General features: G+C 47.5%; 17 protein-coding genes and 1 pseudogene. 7 read left to right on the forward strand and 11 right to left on the reverse strand.

The genetic code is table 11. The annotated features are described in order from the left end of the window. The 4 genes and pseudogenes from JGK11_RS26025 to JGK11_RS26040 form a co-directional block, all read left to right on the forward strand. Positions 1–184: pseudogene (locus JGK11_RS26025) on the forward strand (RNA-guided endonuclease TnpB family protein); the annotation flags it as partial. Between the two features lie 124 nt (positions 185–308). Continuing rightward, on the forward strand, positions 309–3611 hold the full coding sequence (locus JGK11_RS26030; protein ID WP_293213417.1) for an Ig-like domain-containing protein: 3303 nt from the start codon (positions 309–311) through the stop codon (positions 3609–3611). Between the two features lie 34 nt (positions 3612–3645). Beyond that, positions 3646–5439 carry a hypothetical protein gene (locus tag JGK11_RS26035; RefSeq protein ID WP_293213420.1) on the forward strand — a complete coding sequence of 598 codons (1794 nt, stop codon included), beginning with the start codon at positions 3646–3648 and terminating at the stop codon, positions 5437–5439. A 40-nt stretch (positions 5440–5479) separates the two neighbouring features. After that, complete coding sequence (locus JGK11_RS26040; protein WP_293213422.1) at positions 5480–6643, forward strand: Ig-like domain-containing protein; 1164 nt, start codon at positions 5480–5482, stop codon at positions 6641–6643. Between the two features lie 163 nt (positions 6644–6806). Here JGK11_RS26040 and JGK11_RS26045 read toward each other — a convergent pair whose 3' ends face one another. Beyond that, entirely contained in the window at positions 6807–7511 is a 705-nt protein-coding gene (locus JGK11_RS26045; protein WP_293213425.1) for a rhomboid family intramembrane serine protease, read from the reverse strand. A 137-nt stretch (positions 7512–7648) separates the two neighbouring features. Beyond that, positions 7649–9220, reverse strand: coding sequence for an MFS transporter (locus JGK11_RS26050; RefSeq protein WP_293213427.1), 1572 nt, complete (start codon positions 9218–9220; stop codon positions 7649–7651). A gap of 189 nt (positions 9221–9409) precedes the next feature. Between JGK11_RS26050 and JGK11_RS26055 the strand changes: the two genes are divergently transcribed. Continuing rightward, a complete protein-coding gene (locus tag JGK11_RS26055) occupies positions 9410–10006 on the forward strand; it encodes a TetR/AcrR family transcriptional regulator (RefSeq protein WP_293184083.1) in 597 nt (198 codons plus the stop codon). An 814-nt stretch (positions 10007–10820) separates the two neighbouring features. Here the strand turns inward: JGK11_RS26055 and JGK11_RS26060 are convergent. The 4 genes from JGK11_RS26060 to JGK11_RS26075 all read right to left on the reverse strand — a co-directional run bounded on the left by JGK11_RS26060 (position 10821) and on the right by JGK11_RS26075 (position 16624). Continuing rightward, positions 10821–12836, reverse strand: coding sequence for a family 10 glycosylhydrolase (locus JGK11_RS26060; RefSeq protein ID WP_293213429.1), 2016 nt, complete (start codon positions 12834–12836; stop codon positions 10821–10823). A 185-nt stretch (positions 12837–13021) separates the two neighbouring features. Next, a complete protein-coding gene (locus tag JGK11_RS26065) occupies positions 13022–14428 on the reverse strand; it encodes an N-acetylmuramoyl-L-alanine amidase (protein ID WP_293184088.1) in 1407 nt (468 codons plus the stop codon). A gap of 169 nt (positions 14429–14597) precedes the next feature. Then, on the reverse strand, positions 14598–15695 hold the full coding sequence (locus JGK11_RS26070; protein ID WP_293206893.1) for a DJ-1/PfpI/YhbO family deglycase/protease: 1098 nt from the start codon (positions 15693–15695) through the stop codon (positions 14598–14600). A 170-nt stretch (positions 15696–15865) separates the two neighbouring features. Beyond that, positions 15866–16624: an SDR family oxidoreductase gene (locus JGK11_RS26075; protein WP_293213431.1), complete on the reverse strand. Its 759-nt coding sequence runs from the start codon at positions 16622–16624 to the stop codon at positions 15866–15868. Positions 16625–16770: 146 nt separating this feature from the next. Here JGK11_RS26075 and JGK11_RS26080 point away from each other — a divergent pair, with 146 nt between their 5' ends. Both JGK11_RS26080 and tatC read left to right on the forward strand, forming a co-directional pair. Further along, positions 16771–17724: an NAD(P)-dependent alcohol dehydrogenase gene (locus tag JGK11_RS26080; RefSeq protein ID WP_293213433.1), complete on the forward strand. Its 954-nt coding sequence runs from the start codon at positions 16771–16773 to the stop codon at positions 17722–17724. Positions 17725–18570: 846 nt separating this feature from the next. Next, positions 18571–19338 (forward strand): twin-arginine translocase subunit TatC, encoded by a 768-nt coding sequence (gene tatC, locus JGK11_RS26085; RefSeq protein ID WP_293184176.1) that lies wholly within the window; start codon positions 18571–18573, stop codon positions 19336–19338. Between the two features lie 60 nt (positions 19339–19398). Here the strand turns inward: tatC and JGK11_RS26090 are convergent, their stop codons facing one another. The 5 genes from JGK11_RS26090 to JGK11_RS26110 all read right to left on the reverse strand — a co-directional run bounded on the left by JGK11_RS26090 (position 19399) and on the right by JGK11_RS26110 (position 24499). Continuing rightward, positions 19399–20709 carry an O-antigen ligase family protein gene (locus tag JGK11_RS26090; RefSeq protein WP_293213436.1) on the reverse strand — a complete coding sequence of 437 codons (1311 nt, stop codon included), beginning with the start codon at positions 20707–20709 and terminating at the stop codon, positions 19399–19401. Between the two features lie 49 nt (positions 20710–20758). Next, on the reverse strand, positions 20759–22369 hold the full coding sequence (locus tag JGK11_RS26095; RefSeq protein WP_293213439.1) for a hypothetical protein: 1611 nt from the start codon (positions 22367–22369) through the stop codon (positions 20759–20761). Positions 22370–22544: 175 nt separating this feature from the next. Further along, entirely contained in the window at positions 22545–23231 is a 687-nt protein-coding gene (locus tag JGK11_RS26100; RefSeq protein ID WP_293213442.1) for a hypothetical protein, read from the reverse strand. A gap of 230 nt (positions 23232–23461) precedes the next feature. Beyond that, positions 23462–23701 carry a hypothetical protein gene (locus JGK11_RS26105; protein ID WP_293213445.1) on the reverse strand — a complete coding sequence of 80 codons (240 nt, stop codon included), beginning with the start codon at positions 23699–23701 and terminating at the stop codon, positions 23462–23464. Positions 23702–23971: 270 nt separating this feature from the next. After that, positions 23972–24499 carry a hypothetical protein gene (locus tag JGK11_RS26110; protein ID WP_293213448.1) on the reverse strand — a complete coding sequence of 176 codons (528 nt, stop codon included), beginning with the start codon at positions 24497–24499 and terminating at the stop codon, positions 23972–23974. Positions 24500–24786: the final 287 nt, after the last annotated feature.

Below are 24786 nucleotides of genomic sequence, written 5' to 3' on the forward strand. Positions count from 1 at the left end.
ACGAGGTTTATACCGTTCTGCTCAGAAATCAATTCTGAATGCAGATGTTAACGGTGCGGCAAACATCATTAGGAAATCAAAAGTAGCCATAGACTCAATAGTTGAGCGAGTGGGTAGCGGGTTACTGACTAACCCTTTAAGAATTAAACTTTGGGCGGATTCATCCCCCAAAGTTTGTCCTTAAGAATCCCCGCGTCTTCAGACCGGGGAGTGTCAATAATCAATTTTAGGCCAGATTTGTGGCAACAAGCTGATACTAATCACTTCTTAAAGTTAATCGGGATCGTCTTTGATAAGGAGCCAAAATAATGCCCAGTGCAGTACCAATTATTATAGTTGAGCCAACGCCAACGCCAACGCCGGAGACAACGCCAACGCCGACGACACCAACACCGACGACGCCGACACCGACGACGCCGACACCGACGACGCCGACACCGACGACGCCAAGGCCTTCCGACGACACATTGGGCGGCATAGACGACACATTGGGCGGAGGAAAAGGTACCGTACCCTCAATCATCGGGGGCGTACTTCGGGGAACAGAAACCAACGACTCGTTAGTTGGCAGTCCCGGCCCCGACGTGATTTCCGGGCTGCAAGGCAACGACAACCTGCAAGGATCTGGTGGCGATGATTTAGTTTTTGGCAATGATGATGAGGACGTATTGTTTGGTGGCCCCGGCAACGACGTGCTCGACGGCGGTTCAGGACTCGATACCCTGTACGGAGGCAAAGGCAGCGATTCCCTCGACGGGGGAAATAACCCCGATTTGTTGTACGGCAATGACGGCAACGATACGGTAATTGGAGGCGAAGGCAAAGATACAGCCTACGGCGGCAAAGGCACCGACAGCTTGCGCGGTGGGTTGGGCGACGACAGCTTTTTGGGCGATCGCGGCGATGACGTTCTCTGGGGCGATCAAGGTAATGACTCGCTCTTCGGTGGCGAAGGCGAAGACTTGCTATTTGGCAACGAAGGAGGCGACTGGCTCTACGGCAATGGCGGCGCGGATACCATTTTTGCAGGTGACGGCGATGACATCGTGTTCGGCGGTGCTGGGGACGACATCGTGGACGGTGGTGCTGGCAACGATATTCTTTGGGGCGAAGCAGGCAAAGACATAGTAGCAGGAGGCGAAGGCAGAGATGTCTTCGTTATCGGTACCTTCAGTACCCCCGGTGGCAGCAGCAGCAACGGCACTAACCCAGCATTTCTCACCACAGGCGGCCCGGATATCGCCGATGCTGATATTTTCACAGACTTTCGCCAAGGTGAAGATGCGATCGGGCTGAGCGGCGACCTCAAGTTTGAAGATTTGGTAATCTTCCAAAGCACCGACAGCAAAGCCGGCAGCACCATTATTCGCAACGGCGTCAGCGGCGACTTTTTAGCAGTATTGCCCGGAGTAGACAGCAGAACCTTGGGACGCAGCTCATTTGTAATTGCCCCCATAGTTCCAGGCAGCGCCACCCCACTACCAGCTCCGACGCCGACTCCGAGTCCGACGCCGACTCCCACACCGACGGCAAGTCCGACTCCCACACCAACTCCGACACCGAGTCCGACTCCCACACCCACAGACACTCCGACTCCCACAGACACTCCGACGCCGAGTCCGAGGCCAATCTTCCCCACGCCGACGGCAAGTCCGAGTCCAACGCCAACGCCGACAGGAAGCCCGACACCGACAGGAAGTCCGACGCCGACAGGAAGTCCGAGTCCGACACCTGTCAATCAGCTTCCAGTCGCAGTTAACGACAACTTCACTACGGTTTCAGGTCAAGGTCTCACTTTCAACGTTCTGTTGAACGACACCGATGCAGACAAGAACCCTTTGACGGTTACGACTTTTACCCCAACAGCCAAAGGAACTCTGACTCCCTTGGGCGGCGGCGACTTCCAATACACCCCAAATGCTGGCTTCTCTGGTTCTGACAGCTTCAGCTACTCGATCTCAGACGGCAACCGCGGCACTGCTCAGGCAACAGTAACTATCAACGTCAGCAACCCCCCACAGCTAGTTATTAACGATGGTGTGGTGGTTGCCAAAAGTGCTCCGACTCAGACAATCACCGCCGCCGATTTGTTGGTGACAGATCCCGACAACCCTCCATCGGAAATTGTTTACACGATTACTAAAGCCCCCGACGCTACCAGAGGTTTTGTGCAAAGGGGCACCACATTTCTCAACGTGGGCGGCAAATTTAGCCAAGACGATGTCAACAACAACATTGTCAAATACAACTTGTTAGCAGGAGGTGGCAGCGACAGTTTCACGTTTACAGCCTCCGACGGGTCTTCAAAGATCGGGCCGGCATCCTTCAGCATTACGGTGGTAGATAATATTGTCGATCGCACCGCACTTCCTGCCAGCAGCTTTACAGGCAGCAACATCAGCGACTACATCATCGGCGGGGCAGGCAACGATACCATCTCAGGCGGTGCCGGGGACGACATCATCGACGGCAGGGGCGGCGACGACTTTGCATTCGGTGATGCAGGCAATGACTCGCTGCTGGGTTCGATCGGCAACGACAACCTCGACGGCGGACTGGGCAACGACACCATCGATGGCGAAGATGGCATAGATTCGCTAGTTGGCGGACTGGGCAACGATTTGATGTTCGGCGGCAATGACAATGACATCATCTCGGGCGGTGACAACGGCGACACCATTGACGGCGGCGCTGGGAATGATTCGATATTGGGAGAAGCCGGCGAGGACTCGATACTTGGAGGCAGCGGCACCGACACATTATTGGGTGGAATTGGCGATGACTCGATCGAGGGCGGTGCCGGCGACGACATCCTCGATGGCAGCATCGGCAGAGACTTGCTCGATGGCGGTATCAATAACGATTCGATCTCCGGCGGCGATAGCGAAGACACCATTTTAGGTGGAGAAGGCAGCGACACCGGACTCGGAGGTGCGGGCAACGACTACATATTAGGCGAGGGCGGCGGCGACTCCCTGTTGGGCGAAGCGGGCGACGACACTGTAGACGGCGGCGCCGGTAGCGACTGTCTCAGCGGCGCCTTCGGCAACGACTTGGTATTGGGTGGCGATGACAATGACTCGCTTTCCGGCGGTGCGGGCAATGATATTTTGGGCGGCGGGAACGGTTCTGACTTGCTCACCGGCGATGCTGGTAATGATTTCTTCTACTACGAAACTCCGAGTGAAGGTGTAGATATCATTACTGACTTTAATGCTAATGGCACCGGCACCGACAGATTCTTGTTCAGGTCGTCAAATTTCGCAGGTTTAACCAACTCGGGAACTACTAACGATTTCACCAGTTTTATCGTCAGGAATATCGGCAGTGGCGGCGACAACATCAGCAAGCAAGAAGTGATTTTGTTTGAATCTAAATTTGACAACGCTCAAGCAATCAATGCAGTGTTGAAGAATCAAAACGGTTCGAGCAAAACTGGAGCTTTCTTCGTGTACCTGAACAATACTTTTAACCAGTATGTTCTCGGCTTTGACCCGAATGTGGCAGACGACAGTCTCCCAGCTTTCGATTTGGCAGTGTTGAATTCTATTCCTACAGTGCCGGGAGCTCTTAGCACCGTCATTACTGCCTCTGACTTTAAGTTTATCTAGTCGTTTTTGAGTAGCGTCGCAAGGAGTCCGAAAAATGCCCAGTGCAGTACCAGTAATTATTATACCGGAGACCACTCCTACGCCGTCGCCGGGGACAACTCCGTCGATGACGGGGACTTCTCCGTCGATGACGGGGACTTCTCCAACGATGACGGGGACTTCTCCGTCGATGACGGGGACTTCTCCGTCGATGACGGGGACAACTCCGTCGATGGCGGGGACAACTCCGACGATGACGGGGACAACTCCGTCGATGACGGGGACAACTCCGACGATGATGGGGACAGGCCCGGGGATTTCGATCGTACCGGTGCCTCGACCAACTCCGACTGTACCCACGCCTCCCCCACAGCCGCTGTTTGTCGATGGTGTAGTTGTCGCCAATGACGGGAATAACTATTTAATCGGCAGCTTGTTCAACGACACGATTTCCGGGCGCGACGGGGACGACACGATTCTGGGTCGGGACGGGGACGATATCATCAGGGGCGAAGACGGTAACGATTCTCTCAATGGTGGCGCTGGTAAAGATATCGTTGAAGGCGGGCGCAGTAATGACACCGTGCGGGGCGGCAAAGGCGATGACTTGGTTTCTGGCGACCAGGGCAACGATGCAGCTTTTGGCGACCAGGGCAACGATGTTGTCTTGGGTTCGGAAGGCAACGATACGCTGTACGGCGGTAAAGGCAATGACTGTCTGCGCGGAGGTGCGGAAGACGACCTGATTTTTGGCGACAAGGGCAGTGACACTGTTTTTGGCGACACGGGCAATGACTGCCTGATCGGCGCTGCGGGCAATGATATTCTTTTGGGCGCCGACGGTGGGGATGTCATCAGCGGCGGTGTTGGTAACGATACTGGTGAGGGTGGCGAGGGTGATGACCTGCTATTTGGAGGAGATGGCAATGATGCTCTGTCTGGAGATGCTGGGGATGATATTCTGACGGGCGATCGCGGGTCTGATACTCTGACAGGAGGCGAGGGTTCGGATATCTTTGTTCTCGGTAGGGTGGGTACGTCGGTTTCTAGTAGCGGGTTTCTGACTACTGGCGGCCGCGAGATCGGTGATGCTGATTTAATCAGAGATTTTAAGGCAGGAGATTCGATCGGCTTGGCTGGAGGTCTGAACTTTACACAGTTAAACATCTTCCAGGGTCAAGGCTCGAATTCTAGCAACACGATTATTCAGGACAAGCAAACTGGCGAATTTTTGGCGGTGTTGGTTGATGTGCGACCTGGTTCGCTAGATGAATCTAGGTTCACTACGGCTCGAATACCGCGCGTAGAAGATAATCCCTTTACTATTCAGGGGACAACGGCTTCCCCGACACCAACGGGGACAACGGCTTCCCCGACACCAACGGGGACAACGGCTTCCCCGACACCAACGGGGACAACGGCTTCCCCGACACCCTCAACGGGGACAAAACCTGTTACGACACCGCCACCGACGGGGACAACTGCTTCTCCAACTCCGGCAACAAGTCCGACTCCGGCAACAAGTCCAACTCCGGCAACGAGTCCGACTCCGGCAACGAGTCCGACTCCGGCAACAAGTCCGACTCCGGCAACAAGTCCGACTCCGGCAACAAGTCCGACTCCGGCAACAAGTCCGACTCCGGCAACAAGTCCGACTACCGGGGACAAATCCGAGTCCAACTCCGTCGCCGGGGACATTACCGACACAGGTTCCGAGTCCGACTCCATCACCGGGGACAACTCCGAGTCCGAGTCCTTCTATTGTCCCGACTCCAACTGCGACAACCCCAACTCCTCCGCCTTTCGGTGGTGGGCCAGTTCCGCCGAGTTTTACCACTCCGACTCCTAACGAACTGCCGATCGTCGAAACTGGTAAAACGCTGACAGCTTTGCAGAATTCGCCTCTGTCTCTAAGTATTTCGCAGCCGACAGATCCAGAGGGCCAACCATTGTCGATCGGAGTAATCGGAGTGCCCAATCCGAATTTCGGTCAAGTAGTTGTCGGTACAACTCCGATCGCCCTGAACCAAAAACTGACAGTTCAGGAATTACTCGGCCTGCAATTCCAACCTAAAACTGATGTAATCGGGTCAGCCGGTTCCTTCAGCTACAGCGTAGCGGACGATCAAGGTGGCACGGCGGCAGCCTCAGTTGCGATTAACATCAACTCTTTCAATACATCGTCAACCCTTCCGACTAGCTTGCCGCCGGTGCTTGGCGATGACGGCATCGTATTTACGAATACGAATAATTTGCTGCCGACATTCATCGACGTACTCGCCAACGATTCCAGCCCGCAGAAAGGGCCACTCAGCATTATCAATGTCGGCACGCCAAAACTGGGCATAGCTGTGAATCTCGGCACTCAGGTGCAGTTCATCCCCGGCAACGTAGCGGGTACAACTACTTTCACCTACAGCGTCAGCGACGGATTCGGGACAATTCCGGGCACAGGTACGATCGCCGTTTCCATCTTGGCGGCTGATAGCGGGCCTAACAAATTGGTTGGTGGTTCTTTGCCGGACAATTTGAACGGTTTTGCAGGGGCAGATACTGTTGACGGCCAAGGCGGCAACGATACGATGAACGGCGGTTTGGATAACGACGTGCTCGTAGGCGGCCTGGGTGCAGATACCATGACGGGTGGCGGTGGTAGCAATCAATTCCGCTATACCAGTCCTGCGGATGGCGGGCTGGCCTTTGATGCGGCTTCTTCGGCGGCCATCAATGCTGCGATCGCCGCAGGCGGATACGATGTGATTACTGATTTTACCGGTCTCGGTGTGCCGATCGCCGATCAATTTAACTTTGCCCCCGGATTCCCGAATCTCAATAGTGGCACCCTAGTTCTACTGAACGTGCAGACAACTGTTTCTGCAAATATTCTGGGAGGAAGTGCATTCTTGTTTGCCTACGATTCCGGTGGCAATACATACATCATTTATGACGGCAATGGCAATAACCTCGCCGGCAACGATTCTCGCATTTTGGCGAAGTTAAATGGTGTAACAGGAGTTTCTTCTCTTTCGGGATTTGACTTCACGTTTATCTAGGAATAGATAGAAGACGCTCGCGGTTGAAACCGCCTCTATACAAACAAAACCCACCTCCGTGGGTTGAAGAGTAGAACAGCGGGCTGTTGAAATTACGTTATTTTCTTCAGTCCGCGGAGGCGGACTTTGTTTGTGTAGACGCGGTTTCAACCGTACGTCCTATCTAAATCGGATTTTCATCAGAAAAAAGTCCCAATAAAGGGCCGAGAATCGCGCCAAAAACAAAGCCGCCGGCATGAGCCCAATAGGCAACTCCCCCGGATTCCATGCCCACACTTGCCGGCGCATTCAAGGAAGCTAAGCCGCTCAATGCTTGCTGTGCAAACCAAAATCCGAGAAAGAAGAAAGCGGGAACTCTGACTGTAGTAATAAAAATGCCCAGAGGTAGTAAAGTAAGAACTTTGGCTTGGGGATATCTGAGAATGTATGCGCCCATCACGCCTGCGATCGCGCCGCTAGCGCCCAGGGAAGGAATAGCCGATGATGAGGAAAAATACCACTGAGTTAGTGATGCTAAAACGCCGCAAGTAAGGTAAAATATTAAATATTTTACGTGTCCTAAACGGTCTTCTACGTTGTTACCAAAAATCCACAAAAATAACATATTTCCGGCAATGTGGAGAAAGCCTGCGTGCAGGAATTGCGAGCTAATTAGTGTCGTCCATTCGGGAAATGGCGAAACTGGCAGAGACACCCGACACATATTGCTTAACTGGCAAGGAACGACCGCCCAAGAGTAGAAAAATTGCGTTAATTGGCGATCGCCCAAACTGAGTTCGTACAAAAATACTAATACGTTTGCAGCAATCAGCCCGAAGGTAACGTAGGGAGTGATACTGGTGGGATTGTCATCGCGTAAGGGAACCACAGTTTTTTTATCCTCAACATCAAAATATTGGCAACACGATATCGTATTTGCAGGCCAAAAGTCTTCTGTCGGAAGGAAGAATTTATTAGGATTAGTCAGCAGTCATTAGTTATTAGTCAGTTGGTTGTCTCTAGAATTTATCTATTGTCAGGATTGCCGTAAATCATTTGGGAAACTTTGGGGGGGGTGTCTCCGATGTGAAAAGCGCGGGCTGTTTCTTCGATCGCGCGATCGGCATTTGTGACTCGCTCGAATTGGCGTTTGTGCTCTGCCCAAGATTCGACAATTATCGTTTCTACAAATCGGCTGGGATGGGATAAATCTTGATACAATCCCCACTGAATCGCCCCGTCGCGCCGCCTGGTGCGACTTAGTGCTTGCATTACTTGTTTAAAACTATTTGCATCGGCCGGATCGATGCAGTATTCTAAAGTAATTAATACCGGGCCGTCGTTGGGAGATGGTTCAAAAGAGTGGGCTGGTTGCTGCCAGTGCAGGGAAGATGTTAAATCCATTTTTTCCGCACATCGGAGACGGTAGCGAGTGGCGAGGGCTGTAGTCGCGATCGCCCCAACTCCTGCCATGTTTAAACTAACAGAAATTCCTGCTTGCTGGGCAATGATTCCCCACAGCAAACTCCCGAAAGTCATGCTGCCTTGAAATACTAACAAATATGTCGCTAATGCTCTTGCCCGCACCCATGTAGGAACGGCTGTTTGAGCAGCTACATTCAAACTTACCATCACTGTCAAAGACGACAATCCCACCACCAGCATCGCCGCGCATACTGCATAGAAATTGCGCGCATAACTCAATACCAGCATCATTGTTCCAAACACCGCCGATGCGGCTGCTACCGACAAATCAGTCGAAATTCGCTGCCGGATTTTGGGCAAAATAAATGCTCCGGCTAACCCACCGATTCCCCAAAAACCGAGAATTATCCCGTATCTAAAAGCATCTAAACCTAATTCTCGGCGACCCAAAAGTGGCAGCATGGCAAACAAAGCGCTGGCAAAGAAAATATATGCCCCAGCGCGGATCAGGACTGCTTGAAAAGGTGGAGAATAGCGCACGTAGCGGATTCCGGCTTGCATTGCGCCGATAAATCTTTCTGCGGGTAAAGCTGTTTCTTGGGGCTTTCTCTGCCACGTATAAATGACTAGAATGACTCCGATAAAGGAAGCTGCATTCAGCAAAAAGACGAAGCCTGTTCCGGCGGATGCGATGATAATTCCTGCTAAAGCGGGGCCTACGGATCGCGATAAATTGATGACAATTCCGGTCAATGTTACGGCTGACGGCAGTTGTTCTTTGGCAACTAATTCGGGGGTAATTGCTTGCCAGACTGGCATATTTACGGCGCTGCCGATGCTCATCACAAAGGTTAATGTTAGGAGTATCCAGGGAGTTGTGAGGTTGGCAACGGTGAGAATTCCCAAAAGTGCTGCGGCGGCAAGCATCCAGCCTTGGGTGAATAATAGCAGGCGGCGTCTGTCAACTACATCGGCGATCGCGCCGGCGGGCAGCGCTAGCATGAAAAATGGCAAGCTGGATGCTGCTTGCATCATGGCAATTAGCAGGGGCGACGGGGATAGGGATGTCATCAGCCAGGATGCCCCTACGTCGTGCATCCAGGTGCCGATGCTGGAAACTCCCGAGGCCAGCCAGAGGGCCCGAAATACGGGCTGGGCTAGGGGACTCCACATTGAGGCGGGCTTTGGTGCGGTGGCGCTCATGTTTGGATAGGGAGAGTTTGCGATCGAACTTTATCTTACATCACCTGAAATTATTGTTTTTTTAATACCATGACTAAAGCCCCTCCTTCTTGACAAAATCATCAAAATTAGGCTAATCTCAAAACGTCGAGCGAGACGACTGGTCTAGTAACATTGTTTATGAGTGGAAAAGTTGCCATCAAAGAAGATACCAAACTTGCTCTGATTAAAGCAGGGCGACGAATCATTGTGGAAAAAGGATACAATCACGCCGGAATTCAGGAAGTTTTGCAAGCGGTAGGGGTTCCGAAAGGCTCTTTCTATCACTTCTTCAGTAGCAAAGAAGAATTCGGTTTGGCAATCATCGAGTACGATTCCCAAATGCACGATCGCATTGTCGAACAGTATTTAGGTGATATCAATCTCACTCCTCTGAATCGGCTGAAGCGTTATTTTACCTTTAAGTTAGAGGAATTTGAAACTCTGCAATACCGAGAAGGCTGTTTGTTTGGCAATCTCAGCCAAGAAATGGCCGATCAAAACGATCGCTTTCGCCTGCGGTTGCAAGAAGCTACGGATCGCTGGCGAGATCAGTTTGCTGAGTGCATTGAAGCTGCCCAAACTGCGGGTGAAATCTCCAAAAACCAAAAGGCTCAAGACTTAGCAGAATTTTGTTTAAATAGTTGGGAAGGTGCTTTGTTGCAAATGAAACTGAGCAAAAGTGATGCTCCGCTGAAGAACTATATTCAGTTTATGTTTGGGATGATTTTAAAGTAGCTCAAAAAGTTGAACGATCGCTGGATCTGTCTCAATTCAACTTGTCCGCAAGTTTGGCAACATACAGCAAATTCCACATTTATGAAGTACACTCGCTCCCCGTAGGGACACGGCACTGCCCAAGGCGTGTCAACTTAAGCCTGAAAGCCTTGATAAATGTCGTTTTTACCATAGTCCAGATCCCCCTAAATCCCCCTTAAGAAGGGGGACTTTGAGTACGTTCTTGTCCCCCCCCTTAAGAAGGGGGGCTAGGTAGGGCGGTTTTATTGTCGTCAGACAAATTAGGTACGTAGTTGCGCTTCAGCGCTCCTTATAATATTAGGAAAGAGCGCTAAAAGCGCAACTACGTACCTTGGCCCAAACGCGAGCCGACATTTGAGCGATACTTTTGGTAGTTTTATATTTCCTATCCTGACAATAAAACCACCCTACTTCTTAAGGAGGGCTAGGGGGGATCTAGATTTAATAGTCAAACAGCAATCTCTGACTGGATTTGACCTTAAGTTGACACCTATGGGCTCTCGGAGTGTCCCTACACTTCACAAACCTCGAATACGCTACATATAGATCAATACGGTTTACTTAAGATTGTCATTGCGAGGAACGAAGCAAACAAGAGTATCTATTTTTCATAGGGTTTTACCCCAGGGCGGTCTTAAGTAAACGGTATTGAATTATATTACCCACAATGAGGAAACCGCACTGCCGTTTCCCTGCAATTAATCGAGGTAGGGAAACGGCAGTGCCGTTTCCTCCGTTTATATCATCCCGATGTAACCGGAATTGATATCAGGAATATTTTTATGTTTTATCCTCAGATTTCTATGAAAACTCCGACACTTTCTACGGCCATTATGCTAACCGCACACAAAGCATAAATTCCCGTTCCTACCGTTACTTGTACGGTGTCTGCATTGATGATTTTGATGAGTTTCCAGCTATCACCATTCTTTTGATAAAGCGTCCAAGAACGGATGTTTTTATCGACGGGATTTTTCCACTGCAAAACATTGCTATTCCCCACTTTTTGTACTACCACTGATACTGGAGGGGCCGGCGGCTTTCCATTTTGCCAAGGCATCGCGGGAACGAGTGCGGGTTGCGCGTATGTAGTGGATTTAAAATTGTCGTAGATTTGCTGGCGGTTGTCGCTAAATGCTTTCATGCTGAAGAAAACATTGCCTAAAGCTAAGCTGTCTTTAGAGTTGCGCGTAATCTCAATTTGATTGTTTATTTCCTGCACAGTCCACTTGTTGCCGTCAAGTCTTCCTAAGTTGTTTCCTACATAAATATGTCGGTTTTGGGGGTTGTTTTCTAGCCACCATTGTAGTAACATTGGATAGCTTTGAGCTGTTTGATCGATGCGCCAGTAAAGTTGAGGATTTAGATAATCTACCCAACCTGATTCTAACCATTTTTTGGCGTCGGCATAGAGTGTTTCGTAGGCATCTAAGCCGCGACTTTGTGGTGGTTGTCCTGGTCGATAAATCCCGAACGGACTGATGCCGAATTTTACGTTGGGTTTGACTGTTTTAATTCCTTGTCCGAGTCTTCTAACTAATTTGTTGACGTTTTCGCGCCGCCAGTCTCCTAAATTCATTTTGCCGCCTCGGGAGACATAACTATTGTAAATCTTGCTGTCGGGAAATTGTTTACCGTCTATGGGATAGGGATAGAAATAATCGTCGAAGTGAACGCCGTCTATATCGTAGCGCTTAACTACGTCTAAAATTACGTTGTAAGTCTTGTCTAAAACTAAATCAATTCCCGGATCCATCCACAAGTCGTCGCCCCACGGATAAACGCATTCGGGATTGGTAACTGAGATGTGAGGGCGGACGTTGGGAGGGGTTTGAGTGGAAACTTTGGCGCGGTACGGATTGAACCAAGCGTGAACTTCGATGTTGCGTTTGTGGCTTTCTGTAACGGCAAATGTTAAAGGGTCATAATAAGGTTCGGGTGGTTTTCCTTGGGTTCCTGTCAGCCATGCACTCCAAGGTTCTAATTGTGAGGCGTAAAGGGCGTCGCCTGCTGCTCGAATTTGGAGGATAATTGCATTGAAATTCATTTCTTGCAGCCTGTCCAGGATTTTCAGGAGTTCGGCTTTTTGCTGTTCTGTTGAGAGTTTGTTGCTGAATGGCCAGTCAATATTCCACACGGATGTTATCCAAACTCCGCGAAATTCTCGCTGGTGGTTGACGTAAACTTGCGGCCTGGGAACTTTACTGAGAACTATAATATATTGATTGTATATTTGTGGCGCTCTTTTGAGATATACTAATGCTTGATAAACCCAGGCGACTACATCGGCTCTGGTGGCGTTTCCGGCGGGATTTAATAGGTTTAAATTGGGGGCGTTGACGACTATTTCGGATTGGGTTGCTATGACGATCGCCTTTTTGGCATAATTAGGAATTTCTGTGCTGTCTTGGTAGATGTTTGATAGAACCAGATTGCTTGTCGGTACAGCGTTTGACCCAAATATGCCGCTGACTAAGGCAACTAATGCTTCGGCCCTGGTAATCAGGCTTTCGGGTTTAAACAGGTTGTCGGGATAGCCGGAGATAAATCCTCTTTTATATGCTGCTTGAATGGCTGTGGCGGCCCAGTGGGTGGCGGGAACGTCGATAAAGGGTATGTAGGGCCGTTTGTCGGGTACGGGAAAGGCTTTGCTGACTATGGCGGCGAATTGGGCCCGGGTGAGGTTGCTGTTGGGGCGAAAAGTGCGATCGGGAAAACCGCTGATTACGGCCCTTTCTACTAAGCCATCAATGAATATTTTTGCCCAATGATTTTGAATGTCGGAAAAGCGATTTGTGCTGGAAACCATAGTTGTATTTATAATCGGGAATTGGGAATTGGGAATGGGGCATTGGGCATTGGGAATGGGGCATTGGGGAGCGGTTATTAGTTATTAGTTATTTGTTATTAGTAGCAAGTCACAAATAACTAATAACAAATAACTAATACAACTATAATTGCTATAGCAACTGTCAACTGTCAACTGTCAACCGACTACAGCAAACTGGCATTTTCGTAAAGCAGCCGGATGATATTGATGATTTTTTGTCCGTATAAAGGGTCAGAATTCCAGCGACCTGCAAGTTCGTTGACGGTGGGGGCTACGCCGCGCTTGACAAAACGAAAACGCACGTTTTCTTTAACTAAAGGTTGGTTGATTGGTTCGGTACTGGCGTAAGCTTTTAGGTGCTGAATTTGCGCTCTAATTCCTGTTCTGGCATCGGGAAAGGAAATGCCGGAATTTGTGGGGCTGACGATTCCCATGTCAGCAAAGTTGAATTGTTCTGGTTTGACTGCACCGCCAAAGTTGAGATAGTTTGTTTCTAAACACATTTGGCAAAAAGCTACGTCGTGATTGACGCCTTCTGCGGCTGCTTCTTGGACGTAAATTTGAGGTAGGTTGGGAAATATTACCAGGGCTTTGCTGTTTGTTTTGGTGAGAAATACTGTGATTTGTTGGGCGGTAGTTAAACCGCGTCCCATGATTTTTCCTACGCCGGAGAGGATATCACGGCGCGATCGCAGGGATACTGATGTGGTGGCCTGATCCCAAGTTACGGAAATGTCGCGATCGCGCAAATCGACAGCCCGCACGAATACTACTCCATTGTAGGTGATTCGGCGATCGGCTGTTTCTGGTTTAACATTGAGAGCGTCTAGAACTTCGGAAGGGACAAAAGCATTTCCGTTGACCAAAATGCCTTTGTCTTCGTGGGGCGCACCGTTGATTTGGATATTAATTAAAGGATAAACTATAGGTTTTGGTGTCGGTGTCGGTGTCGGTGTCGGTGTCGGTGCAGGTGTCGGTGTCGGTGTCGGTGTCGGTAAGGGTTTTAAAGGAGTATTGTTTAACCAAGCTTCAAGTCCGTCAGCGAGTCCGAGGGCGACATCACGGCGGCGATTTTGAATAGTTCGCAAGTCATCAATGTTAGTTAAAAAACCGAGTTCTATTAACAGCGAAGGAATATTTACGCGCCGACAGAATGCAAGGCTACCAACACCAGCTTCTGTATCTGCTCTTGCGCCACGATTCGGTATTTGTGGACACCTGCGTAAATAGCCATTTAAAATTAAATCTGCATCTGCTTTTCGTCTGGGGTTGCTACCAATATAAAACGCGCTAGCACCGCGGACTTGGGGATTAGAAAAAGCGTCTATGTGTATTTCAACCGCTACATCTCCCGGCTGAGAGCGACTATTGATCCAAGCGATACTTTCGATTAAGCTAAGAGTATCTGGTACAGAGAAGGTGTCTATACCTCGCTGCCGCAATTCAGGTACTAATAAATCCCGAGTGAGAATAAGTTCCTGGGATTCGGTGGTGCCAAATGCGATCGCCCCGGGATCGCGCACGCTGCCTTCAAACCCGCCATGCCCTGCTGAAACAAAAATAGAAGCCATTTAATAAAAATCTCCACCTTGCAGCTACTTGATGTCTGTTTTTTATGCTCGGCTTTTATTTTACCGCAAAGGCGTATATTTTATTATTGCAGCAAAAACTTGTAGTTGCGTTCTGGGTGGGGGTTCTCACCCCCGAACACAACTACAAATTTGTTAATCCGCGTGGAGATCACATTTTGACAGCGGGGCTAGTCGAAGGTTTAGGTGCCTTAATTTCCTGCGATACTGCACGGGTGCGGAAGAGTTTAGCAACGACTTGCTCGCACTTGGACAAATCCGCTTCTATCTGTGTAAAGATGTCAGTTGATACCGGATCTGTGAACTTCGCTCGCAGGTTGTTGATATCGACAACACCTGTTTGCAAATCGCCGAGAGTGCTCCGCAGCAAGAAGGTTTCATCTGTTCCTTGCACCGAGGCTTTTAATTTAGCGTATTTGTCAGCAAGTTGGGCGGGAATTGAGGGTTTTTCGCCGAAATCGCTGAGGCGGTTTTCGAGAGCGAGGATGTGTTTCTGTTTATTTTGGATCATTTCCGCCAGGAGCGATCGCAAATCGGCATCTCCGGTTTTTTCCGCATAATTCTGAAACGCTTCGCAAGCATAGCGTTCCCCTGCGAGGGCGGTATTCAAACCTTTCACAATGTCCGCTTGTGTCGAGCCGCCCCAACCATTAGCTAGTTTCCACCATTCTGCACTCGTATCAGTTTCTTCTGGCAAACCAACTGCTTTACCGCCGTAACCGAGGCGCGCTAAAATAGCGGTGGTAAATATTCCTAAATCTCCCGGTTGGCGGGAAGTAATCAAGTTACCGTCAACTACTAAAGGTTCGTTGATGTAGTTAGCTCCGGCATTAATCATGTCTGTTTTAATTGCCAAGAAACCCGTCGCATTTTTGCCTTTGAGTACGTCGGATTCAATCAAAAGTTGCGGGCCGTGACAAACAGCAGCGACTATTTTTCCTTGCTCCATCGCTTCTTTCACAAACCGCACTGTATTGGGATTTGTCCGCATTGTATCGGGAGCCATACCGCCGGGAATTACGACTGCATCAAATTCTTCTGCTAATGATTCAGTGGTAGTTCCGTCAGCTTGCTGGGCGACTTTACCATTTTTCCCTGCATACTTTTCGTTTGTCCGCGAACCGAGGACAACTACGTCAAATCCTGCTTGTTTTAAGGCGTTGTAAGGAACCAGAAATTCTGAATCTTCTACTCCATTTTCGATTAGTATGGCAACTCGTTTGGTGTTAGTTCCGTTATTTGTTGTCACAATCACTTTCCCTCAGGCTATCTTTTTATCTAAACATAAGTCACTTCTCGTTTTTTGAGCATCTGGCTAAAGTGATAAAGTAGTTATTCTTAAAAGCTGTTAAGGTGAGTCTTTAGAGATATTTTATAGTAGAGCAACACGATCAACAGTCAACAGTCAACAGTCAACAGTCAATGCACGTAAGAGGCTCCGTTAATGTCGATCGTTGTTCCGGTAGCGTGCTGGGCCAAACCAGACGCTAGAAAGGCGATAACGTTGGCGACATCTTGAGGAGGGGCGATTTTGCCGATCGGGATATCGCGCACAATCTGTGCTTCGCCACACTCCCTAATAAACTTATCCGACATTTCCGTACTCACAAATCCCGGCGCCACAGTAAAAGCCAAAATATTATCAGCCGCAAATCCTCTAGCAATGCTGCGAGTTAGAGAAACGATCGCACCTTTTGATGCAGCGTAGTGCAGATAATTCGGGTCATCGCCGCGAAAAGCAGCGCGACTTGCTATATTAATAATCGTACCAACCTTGCGAGTTTTAAAATGTAGAATTGCTTCCCGGCACAAATCAGCAACCGCAACTAAATTAACTTGTAGAGTTTGCTGCCAAGCCGACGACCAAATATCAAAATCGTCCTCGATACCAGCCGACTGCATAATCCCAGCATTATTAACTATAATATCAATATGACCGCGCCACTTTACAGCATCTTGCCACAAAAGAGAGGCCGCGTTTGGTAACATCAAATCTGCTGCTAATAAATAACAGCGATCGCCCGCCACACTTGCTGCTACCGATTCCGCCGCTTCCTGACTGCGACAGTAATGCAAAATCACCTCGGCCCCAGCATTAACAAGAGTCCGCACCGTCACTGCACCAATCCCTTTCGAGCCGCCCGTCACTAAAATTACCTTTCCAGTTAAATCAATCATTTCTCTCTCTCTTTTCTCTTTCTCTGCGCCCTCTGCGCCCTCTGCGGTTAAAAAAAATAAATCCCATTCACAAGCGAAATAGAATTTGCTATATGATAATTGTACATGATTAAATGTCCTCTTAAAAATAAATCAAAAAAATCGCCATGAAAGCAGTTGTGTTCGATCGCTACGGCAGCGTTGACGTATTGCAGTACCGAGAAGTAGAAAAGCCGATCGCCAAATCGAACGAATTGTTAGTCAGAGTTCGCGCTAGCAGCGTCAATCCCGTAGACTGGAAAATCCGGCAAGGACACCTGCAACTACTTACAGGATTTAACTTTCCTCGAATTGTCGGTTCCGACATCTCGGGAGTTGTCGTAGAAGTCGGCTCGGAAGTTACTAAATTTCAACCCGGAGATGAAGTTTATACATTCTTAAATCCAATCGCTGGCGGTGCTTGTGCCGAATACGCTGTCGTGCCAGAATCGAGTGCATCAATTAAACCTCACAACATCACCCATGTCGAAGCAGCAGCAGTACCCATCGCAGGTTTAACGGCTTTGCAAGCGTTGAGAGATTTGGGTGAAATTAAAGCAGGATACAAAGTATTGATTAACGGTGCTTCCGGCGGAGTCGGGATTTTTGCGGTGCAAGTTGCTAAAGCAATGAATGCGGAAGTAACGGGAGTTTGCAGCGCCAAGAATATAGAATTTGTCAAGGATTTGGGAGCAGATTGTGTTCTAGATTATGCAGAAATTGATTTTACTCAACAACCCGAAAAGTATGATATAATTTTGGATGCTGTCGGTACAAAGACATTTGCTGAATGCGAAAAAGTGCTGCAACCGGAGGGAGTTTATATCTCGACTTTGCCGAGTTTCGACAACCTCCCACCGATGTTGACTAGCTGGTTTATTCCTGGTAAAAAAGCTAAATTCATTCTAGCCAATGCCAACCCAGCCGACTTGGAGATTTTGCGGGAGTTAATCGAATCCGATAAAGTTGAGCCGATTGTCGATCGCACTTACAGCTTACCAGAAGTAGCCGGCGCCCACGCGTACAGCGAAACCGGCCGCGCTGTCGGCAAAATTGCGATCGGCATTGAAGAAGTCAGTTGACAGTTGACAGTTGACAGTTGACAATTAGTAGGGGCGGTGGATGGTGCGTGCCCGCCCTCTTAGTTGACAGTTAATAGTTAATAGTTACCAATTACAATTACCAATTACCAATTACCAATTAACAATTAACAAATCTAAAATTGCCCCATTACCGATTTCCGATTCCCCATTACCAATTCCCCATTCCCTATGACTGTGCCCTCAGACTTGGAGACATCCGAACAAGATTCCGACAACAACCTCGAACAAGTTAGCGCGGAAAATAGCATTTCACCAGTCGCTGATGATTTGATGGCTGTCAACAACTTAGAAGGTGCAGAAGTTAACTCAGAAAATATTGCACCAATTGCAGATGATTCTACGGATGTCGGCAACTTAGAAGCTGAAGAAGTTAGTTCGGAAAATAGCATTGCACCAGCCGCCGACGATTTTACGGATGTCAGCAACTTAGAAGCTGAAGAAGTTAGCGCGGAAAATAGCATTGCACCAATCACCGATGATTTCACGAATGTCAGCAACTTAGAAGCTGAAGAAGTTAGCGCGGAAAATAGCATTGCACCAATCACCGATGATTTCACGAATGTCAGCAACTTAGAATCTGAAGAAGTTAGTTCGGAAAATACTATTGCACCAATCGCCGACGATTTCACAGATATCAGCAACTTAGAAGCTGAAGAAGTTAGCGCGGAAACAGAAAATACTATTGCACCAATTGCAGATGATTCTACGGATGTCAGCAACTTAGAATCTGAAGAAGTTAGCGCGGAAAATAGCATTGCACCAGTCGCCGACGATTTCACGGATGTCAGCAACTTAGAAGCTGAAGAAGTTAGTTCCGAAAATAGCATTGCACCAATCGCCGATGATTTTCTCGGTTCCCGCAACCTCGAAAACGAATATCTCGACGAACTTCCCGACGAAGTTGAGATGTCTTTGTTCGACCATTTAGAAGAATTGCGTCAGCGACTTTTCTACTCGCTAATTGCCGTAGCAATAGGTGTAGTTGGTTGTTTTTTAACAGTTAAACCGATCGTACAATTGCTAGAAGTACCCGCCGGGCCCGTCAAGTTTCTGCAACTAGCTCCCGGTGAGTATTTCTTTGTTTCTATCGAAGTGGCGGGATACAGCGGTTTGCTGATTGCAAGTCCGTTTATTTTTTACCAAATAGCGCTATTTGTGCTACCCGGTTTGACTCGCAAAGAACGCGGGTTGCTCGGGCCAGTGTTTTTTGGTTCTAGTTTCCTCTTTTTGGGCGGGCTGGTATTTGCTTATATTGCTCTGATTCCGGCGGCGTTGAACTTCTTTGTTACCTACGGGGCGGATGTTGTAGAGCAGTTGTGGTCGATCGACAAATACTTTAAATTTGTACTGCTGTTAATGTTCAGCACGGGTTTAGCTTTTCAAATCCCGATCGTCCAAGTATTGCTCGGCGTTTTGGGCATAGTTTCTTCTCAGAAAATGCTCTCCGGCTGGCGTTATGTGATCTTAGGTGCGGCTGTTTTGGGTGCTGTTTTAACGCCTTCTACTGACCCTTTGACGCAAAGTCTTTTGGGAGGTGCGGTGCTCGCTCTTTACTTTGGCGGCGTTGGTTTGGTGAAGCTTTTAGGGCGGTGAAAATTAGGAATTTTGTAGTTTTTGGGCTGAGCGGGTTGTAGCAAAAATATGGTCGATAGCTCAAAAACTAGAGCTATCCGCCCTTGCTTGTGTGAATTTTGAACTCTGAAATCTCGATTCGGAAAAATTTAGCGCCCACCAAAATATGTGCGCGTATTCAGCGGACTCAAACCAAGCGATCGCGAAAGTTGTATAGGCGATCGCCACAGCTTCAATACCGATATTCGGCGACCTAATAACAGAGTAAAAGCAATATCCCCACAAGGTAAAAAAAGCAAGCAGCCCCAAAATACCTGTAGAAACAGCAGTATCCAAAATCCAATTGTGAGCTTTATAACTCGGTATTTTTTCAGTGCGAATCTGTCCGTTTATATCCAGGTAATCATAAGAAAACTGACCGAGACTTACGATTTGAGGAATGTTATTAGGATTGGCGACGAAAGGATATGCGATACCAAATCCGTTAAAACCCCAGCCAAAGAGAGGTCGTTTTTGAATGCCGCGCACAGCAACTTCCCACAAAGGCGATCGGCTGGACATTACTTGTGCGACAGATACCCGATTCCAGTCCAGCGGCCTTGTAAAGGTCATGGCACTAATTGTCAGCAATCCAATAAAAATAGCCGGGATTAATTGTTTGTAATATTGCCGTCCCAGCAAGTAAAATAGTGCTATCATTAAAGATATAACCGCTGTTCGAGTGTTGGTAAATAGCAAAGCAGGGAGAATGAGAAATAAAGCGAGACTGGAAGTGCGATCGCTAATTAACTTCCACTTCCAACCAACCAAAGAAATAACTGCGGCGAGAGTCAATACTATAGCTGCGTGGCCGCGATGCGAGTAAAGTGCGATCGGCTGCTGTCCGCGAAAAATCGTACTAGCCAAAACATCATTCCCGACCAACTGACCGGAAGTAGCAGTATAATCAATTTGCCAGCTAACAACTTGTGGAAAAACGCTAACAGCTACAACCACAGCTCCAATCAGCAAACCCCGCATTTGACAGCGAAACAATTCTGGATGCAGTTTTAACAGCAGCCTGTTAGTGAGGCTAAAAATAGAAATTAACAGCCAGTACAGCCAGCCGTCTCCCATTTGGTCTTGTCCCCAAAAAGAACGCTCCGGGAAAGGACTTTTCAGGGTAGAAATCGCTCCCACAGTCAAAAAAAATCCCCACAAAACCAGGCAGATTTTCCACTGCCGGGAAAAAGTTAAAAGTTTCCTTTCTTCCCATAAAAATGATAAATTTGAAAGCACAATCAGCAAGACAACAAAAACTTTAGGCTGCGTCCAAATTTCGCCGCGGCTACCTCCCCAAGGGTTGATGAGAATGAGACTAAAAGCATATAGCAAAGTGTAAAGTTTTTTCATTTCACTGTCCGCTGTTCGCTGTCAACTATCAACTGTCAACTATCAACTATCAACTATCCTGTCGCTTTTTCCGCAAAATACGCCGCATCGCAGCGAACCATAACAGCATTCCATTAGCCGCCAAAATACTCCCCGGTTCCGGTACAGCTTCCGCATCAATTGGCTTGGGTATTTGCCGCATCTTGAAACTTCCTTCCCTTTCCTGAAAAGCTAATTGAATGGGAAATGCTGTTTCTGGTGTTTCGCCAAATAATGAATCAATGCCAGTGATTCTAAAATTATCTACTGGATAACCCAATAAAGAAACAAAATCTAATTTATCTCCCGGACTGAAATTACCGAGGATCGAATCTCCTACTGCAACAGTAAATTGTTGGTCATCACCCGCAGGAAAATCAAGAATTTCAGTAAATAAAGTGTCTTCCAGAGATTGGAATTCAAAGCCGTAAGTAGTTGGAGGGTCAAACCAGCGACAGCCGGGAACTTTGTTGAAAACTTGCCAGCCATTTTGGATAGAATTGGGAAGGATGGGGTTTTGCTGTGTCAGGCCGCGCTTTTCTTTTCCGAATCCGCCACCGCCGCTAGTTGCTACGCTAAAATCAGGTGAATCTTGTGGGTCGTAAACATCGACAAACAATTCGTAATTGCCTCTGTCTTGACCGCGAGCACCTCCACCAGCAGCACGGAGATTGAGGTTGATATTGCCACTACTGCCTACAGTACCGGTTAGTGCGGAGGCAAAACCATTTCCTACAGAGCTACTGTTGTCGTCAAATCCCAGTCGAAAACCTGAGTTATTGTGCGTACTTAAAAATGTGTTGGGGTTGCAGCGATTGGAGGGGAGGTCGTTGTTTGTCCAAGCTATATATTTTGAACCGGGAGTAAGGTCAGAGACGTTAAAACGGTCTACTTCAAAACCGGAGGCAAGGCTGTCGGAAAATTTTTTAGTGGTTTTAGGAGGAGTAAATATGCTTTTCCAACCCCATGAGATACCATCATATATCGTGACTTCATTGGGTTTATTAAGGGGATCTTTTACCTCAGCCAAGTAAAGTTCTGCATCCCAAGCTTTGTTATTATAGATATCATCTCGAACAGGGTAATCACGAAAAAGAATTGTTTGATTTGGATATCTTACCGTTTTACCATAGGTATCGTAAAAAGGGTTAAATGTTTGCTTTTGTGGGTTTTGAGGGTCTAAAAAACTTAGTTGTGTCTGCTCTATTACAGTGTCAATTTTGTTCTCGAGAGTTCCGTAAGGTTGCTTAATGACTCCTTGAAGGGTAGATATATAGGCATGATTATTAACTACCCTTTGAATAAAATGAACATTAGTGCCTACTGGATCTTGACCAACGACCGGGTTGTAAAGAACTTGTATTTCTGCTCCCACATTGGGTGTAACAAAAGGAATATACACCCCAATATCAAACCGACCTTTTAAAGATTCTACTGATGGCGCTTTGTTAAATGTCCAACCGTTTTGCGCCCAAACGGATGAGGTCAGCAGGTTAAAAAAAGCATCCGTTCCGCCGACTGGTAGTTGCGACACAGTAGTTGTATAAGTAGTTACGGTGCCAATACCTTGCTGGGTATAAGATATTGAAGAACAATAAACAGAGCTTTGGGTACAGGGAGAATCTGGTCTTTGCGATGGCATTGTGAAAGAAAAAGCGAAACAGGCCCTACCTGTTAGCACAAACAGTAAAGGGGACGTTAATAAAACTATCCGGTATTGATGTAATCGCATTCTTAACAACTCCTTAACAGGGTAGGTATGGAAGAAAAATCTGTCTTGATATGAAATCGATATGAAATTGTGTCTCAATTGCTATTTATGTGCCAGGGTAAACTACGTAAACCTTGACAAAGGGCGTTGTTGCTTCACCTGTCCAAATCTCTCGTATTAGGTGTTCTTCATCTTTTTTAGGGTCATAGCACGGTCTTACAGATCGGGAACTGATATATCTGAATCTAATTTGATAATCACCAGGCTTTATGTTGTCAAAATACCACGACCCCCCCAATCCGTCAGAGCCTCCGATTAGCAGACTATTCTTCTGCCAAAAAACTTTGGTGTCCGGGAAAAAAGTTGCGTGTTCTCCTGGTTGAATTAAGGGACAAGCGAGTTGCGGAGAGTTTAGGAGTCTATCTCTACCTCCTTTGCTTTGTAATACTTTACCATCGGCTTCCACTATTTCTAAGGGAATTACAAGCAGGGGATCGAAAAAAGGTAAGCGAATAGGAGAAGGCGAGTTGTTTGTAATCCGAATAGCGAGCTGAATCAAGGTATTTACATCGGGTCGATTCTCAGGGATTAACCATACTCTATTTGGCACCAAAATTTCAAAGCGGATGCCATCAATTTCAACTGCATTCTTGTTAGTCGATTCTACAGATGTCAAGTTATATCCCCTCTCACTTTCCACCTCTTCAATCGCCATAACTTCTTTAGGCACATGACTCAATGCCACTAAGCCGGAAAGAATTAAAACTAATAAAAATAGGGAAAAGTGCTTCATCACATCAAACTGCCTTGCTTTCTGAAAGTGATTTATTAACTATAAAACTATATATTAGGACTGCTCCCTCAAAGTTGAAACGGTAAAAATACTGATTTTTTAGATGATAGTTTCCCGACCCTCTGCAATAAAACCACTAAGTCGCACTTTAATATGAATTTGACAACCGCATATATACGGAAAATGGGTGACGCTCGATCGACTTAATAAATAGCACTTATTAAGTTTGTTTATGCTTCCGCAAAATATGTCGCATCGTACCAAACCACAACTGCAACAGTAAATTGTTGGTCATCGCCCACAGGGAAATCGAGAATTTCAGTAAATAAAGTGTCTTCTAGAGATTGAAATTCAAAGCCGTAAGTAGTTGGAGGGTCAAACCAGCGGCAGCCGGGAACTTTGTTGAAGACTTGCCAGCCATTTTGGAGAGAATTGGGAAGGATGGGGTTTTGTTGAGTTAAGCCGCGCATTTCTTTTCCGAAGCCGCCGCCACCGCTAGCTGCGGAGCTAAAATCCGGCGATTCTTGTGGGTCGTAAACATCAACAAACAGTTCGTAATTGCCTCTGTCTTGTCCGCGAGCACCTCCACCAGCAGCGCGGACATCGAGGTTGATATTGCCGCTACTACCTACAGTACCCGTTAGTGCGGAGGCAAAACCATTGCCTACAGAGCTACTGTTGTCGTCAAATCCTAGTCGAAAACCTGAGTTATTGTGCGTACTTAAAAATGTGTTGGGGTTTCAGCGATTGGAGGGGAGGTCGTTGTTTGTCCAAGCTATATATTTTGAACCAGGGGTAAGGTTAGGGAGGTTAAAACGGTCTACTTCAAAACCGGAGGCGAGGCTGTCGGAAAACTTTTTAGTGGTTTTAGGGGGAGTATATGTATTTTTCCAACCCCATTTGATACCATTATAAATTGTGACCGTCTTGGGAGCAGTCTCCTCAACCAAATAGAGTTCCGCATCCCAGTTATGGTTTTCCGTGATATCTGAGCGGAAGGGACTATCGTAGAAATTATCTTCCGTAGCCAAAGGTGAACTTTCATCATAGAAGGGGCTATCTGCATCTGCCAAAACGTCAATTTTGTTATCACCGTTTCCATGACCTAAATCCTCAAGTTGACCATTCTTATAAAGTTTTGATCCATGATTGCTGACTACCCATTGAATCCAATGCAGATTGTTATTTTGGGGTGTAGGGTTAACTTGATTGGGAAGGATATCGCCTGATTTTACTGGACTATAAGTGAGTAAGAGATCGCTCCACACAACATCCTCCTTAGTAAAACCAGATATAGGACCATAATTAGCAGTGTAGGACTGAATATTAAAAGAACCAGCTAATGCCTGATCAGAAGAAATAAAGTTCCAGCCTTTTGGTTGAAAAGTGCTGTTTAGTAGAGTTAGGAAAGGAGCGCTCCCACCTAATTTAGCCTCAGTAACGTTTGACGGATTGAGCTGACGGGGTGACAGGTCGTCTGAAAAGCATACAGGGAGATAACTCTAGACAAATCGCCTCAAAAAAGATAGGGTAAGAAAGCTTCTTACCCAAAAAT

The organism is Microcoleus sp. PH2017_34_RAT_O_A (genome assembly GCF_020737885.1).
Lineage (GTDB): Bacteria > Cyanobacteriota > Cyanobacteriia > Cyanobacteriales > Microcoleaceae > Microcoleus.

What these genes read in the sequence shown, in the direction of transcription:
- JGK11_RS26030 (WP_293213417.1), top strand. Translation starts at nt 309, where the DNA reads ATGCCCAGTGCAGTACCAATTATTATAGTTGAGCCAACGCCAACGCCA.
- JGK11_RS26035 (WP_293213420.1), top strand. Translation starts at nt 3,646, where the DNA reads ATGCCCAGTGCAGTACCAGTAATTATTATACCGGAGACCACTCCTACG.
- JGK11_RS26050 (WP_293213427.1), bottom strand. Translation starts at nt 9,220, where the DNA reads ATGTGGAGTCCCCTAGCCCAGCCCGTATTTCGGGCCCTCTGGCTGGCC.
- JGK11_RS26055 (WP_293184083.1), top strand. Translation starts at nt 9,410, where the DNA reads ATGAGTGGAAAAGTTGCCATCAAAGAAGATACCAAACTTGCTCTGATT.
- JGK11_RS26060 (WP_293213429.1), bottom strand. Translation starts at nt 12,836, where the DNA reads ATGGTTTCCAGCACAAATCGCTTTTCCGACATTCAAAATCATTGGGCA.
- JGK11_RS26065 (WP_293184088.1), bottom strand. Translation starts at nt 14,428, where the DNA reads ATGGCTTCTATTTTTGTTTCAGCAGGGCATGGCGGGTTTGAAGGCAGC.
- JGK11_RS26075 (WP_293213431.1), bottom strand. Translation starts at nt 16,624, where the DNA reads ATGATTGATTTAACTGGAAAGGTAATTTTAGTGACGGGCGGCTCGAAA.
- JGK11_RS26080 (WP_293213433.1), top strand. Translation starts at nt 16,771, where the DNA reads ATGAAAGCAGTTGTGTTCGATCGCTACGGCAGCGTTGACGTATTGCAG.
- JGK11_RS26090 (WP_293213436.1), bottom strand. Translation starts at nt 20,709, where the DNA reads ATGAAAAAACTTTACACTTTGCTATATGCTTTTAGTCTCATTCTCATC.
- JGK11_RS26095 (WP_293213439.1), bottom strand. Translation starts at nt 22,369, where the DNA reads ATGCCATCGCAAAGACCAGATTCTCCCTGTACCCAAAGCTCTGTTTAT.
- JGK11_RS26100 (WP_293213442.1), bottom strand. Translation starts at nt 23,231, where the DNA reads ATGAAGCACTTTTCCCTATTTTTATTAGTTTTAATTCTTTCCGGCTTA.
- JGK11_RS26105 (WP_293213445.1), bottom strand. Translation starts at nt 23,701, where the DNA reads ATGCGCGGCTTAACTCAACAAAACCCCATCCTTCCCAATTCTCTCCAA.